This is a genomic window from Clostridium sp. (assembly GCF_051650885.1).
Lineage (GTDB): Bacteria > Bacillota > Clostridia > Clostridiales > Clostridiaceae > Clostridium.
Window position 1 is genome coordinate 1 of the sequence record NZ_JBOFRG010000148.1, and the last position, 1805, is coordinate 1805.

Sequence of the window (1805 nt, forward strand, 5' to 3'; positions counted from 1 at the left end):
CTAGAAGTATTTACGGCATAGAGACAATTTTAATGAATAGAGGATTTTTTATAATTTTAATATTAGGAATGCTCTATTATATAGTTAAAAAGAATAATTAGAATTTAAAAAAGCATCTCTATTACTTAAAAGATAGAGGTGCTTTTTCACTAAATTCTTTTTTCTTATATTATGCTTTTTTTAATTCATTTGTTAGTTTATTAAACAGTGCTTTAAATCTGTCCTCAACTTCTTTAAATGGTTCAAAACTAAAGTTTGGTTTTGATTTTAAATCTGTATCTTTGAAGTCTAACTTTTCATCCATAAAGATTAATAATTCATGATAAAGTATTGCATCATCTACTATTCCTAGTTTTTCACTTTCTTCTTTTGTTAAATCAGAGCCTAGATATTTTTTATAAATAGTGTTTTGTAGTTTATCTTCAACCTCTAGGTAAAAGGTAAGGCTCTTTTTAACAGGTCTTGTTATATCTGCAAGGTATGCTTCACTTCCATCGTGTAGTAAAAGTGCTAGTGCTATTCTTTTTGAGTAGCCACGGGCTATTGCTTCTTCTGTACAACAAATGCTATGTTGGGCTACTGAGAAGAATTCAGATACATGTCCATTTGCTCTACACATAAGTGATAGTGAATGTGCTATGTCATCTATTAATATTAAATCTGGATTTGGATTTAATGGATTTATTTTTATTTTTGAATATGTTTTTATACTGTTTGGCATAAAAAGGCCTCCTTCGTGTCTATCATATAATTTAAAGATATCAGGATATGAAGGCTTGGTCAATTAAAAGATGAATAGTTATGAAAACTTCACATTTAAAGGAAGAGTATTTACTCTTCAAATGTTATTACTTTAAAGCGTTCTAAAGTAAAGTCTTCCTTATCATCTAGTCCTGCCATTTTTTCTACAAGATTTACTTGTTCAAAGGTATTTCGTATACCAATTGGATTTGGAAGAAGTGAGGCACTTTTGCCATTTCCCTGAATCCTAACACCATAGATAAAGTAGTCTAAATGAATAAAAGGAACTTCTTCTATGCTTGTTACGATATAAATTGATATCTTACATGATAGAAGCTCGCTAAAGGTTAGCTTTGGAAATCTATTGTCTTTAAAAGCAGCATCAAATGTTACTTTTATTATTTCAGATTTTAAATTGCCTGTCTGTGGGTCCACATCTCCTGCATACCCTCTTAAAGCACCATCTAAATATATTGCCACAAATACACCAAGGTTTGCAGTGCTAATGCCACTAACATCTATGGAGCTAGGTTTTGGAATATTCCCATATTTAAAATAGTACACTAAGGATTTTCTTGAAAGTGTTGTATATGGGTTTTTGTATAGAAGATTATTTAAATGATTTTCTTTTGCTATTTCTAAAAAGTAGTCTAGAAGCCCAGAGCAATTACCTGGGGTAAATCTTGAAATTAGATGTGATTTATTAAAGGGGGATTCATAGCTATAAATCTCTACTTTAGAGTCAAGTGTATTCATTATTCCAAGAAGAATTGCCAGGGGCTTATAAGTACATTTACTGCTTGACACAAGAGTTTCATTTATAGAAAGAGCATTTACCATATCACCTTTTTTAAAATCATCAATAAGTGTTTTATCAAATAAAAGATTTTCTTTATCTAAAACAGATTTATTCCCTATATATGAAAGGTTCATTGTACAAATTGCTACTACATTTCTAGAAAGATTATCAATAGCATCACGAATTGCATTTCCAAAACGTATATGATCTATTTTTGAAAGTAAACTATATGTTATATACACAAGCTTTGTATTTTTCTTATTTT

2 protein-coding genes are annotated in these 1805 nt (G+C 29.5%); both read right to left on the reverse strand.

The features are described 5' to 3' along the window. Window positions 1-169 precede the first annotated feature (169 nt). Entirely contained in the window at window positions 170-721 is a 552-nt protein-coding gene (locus ACRC28_RS07185) for a phosphohydrolase (RefSeq protein ID WP_438542769.1), read from the reverse strand. Between the two features lie 110 nt (window positions 722-831). After that, window positions 832-1805, reverse strand: a 974-nt coding sequence (locus ACRC28_RS07190) for an AMMECR1 domain-containing protein (RefSeq protein WP_438542770.1), incomplete at its 5' end; no start/stop codon positions are given.

Excerpts from the sequence above, each read along its gene's own strand:
- ACRC28_RS07185 (WP_438542769.1), bottom strand. The coding sequence starts at position 721 with ATGCCAAACAGTATAAAAACATATTCAAAAATAAAAATAAATCCATTA.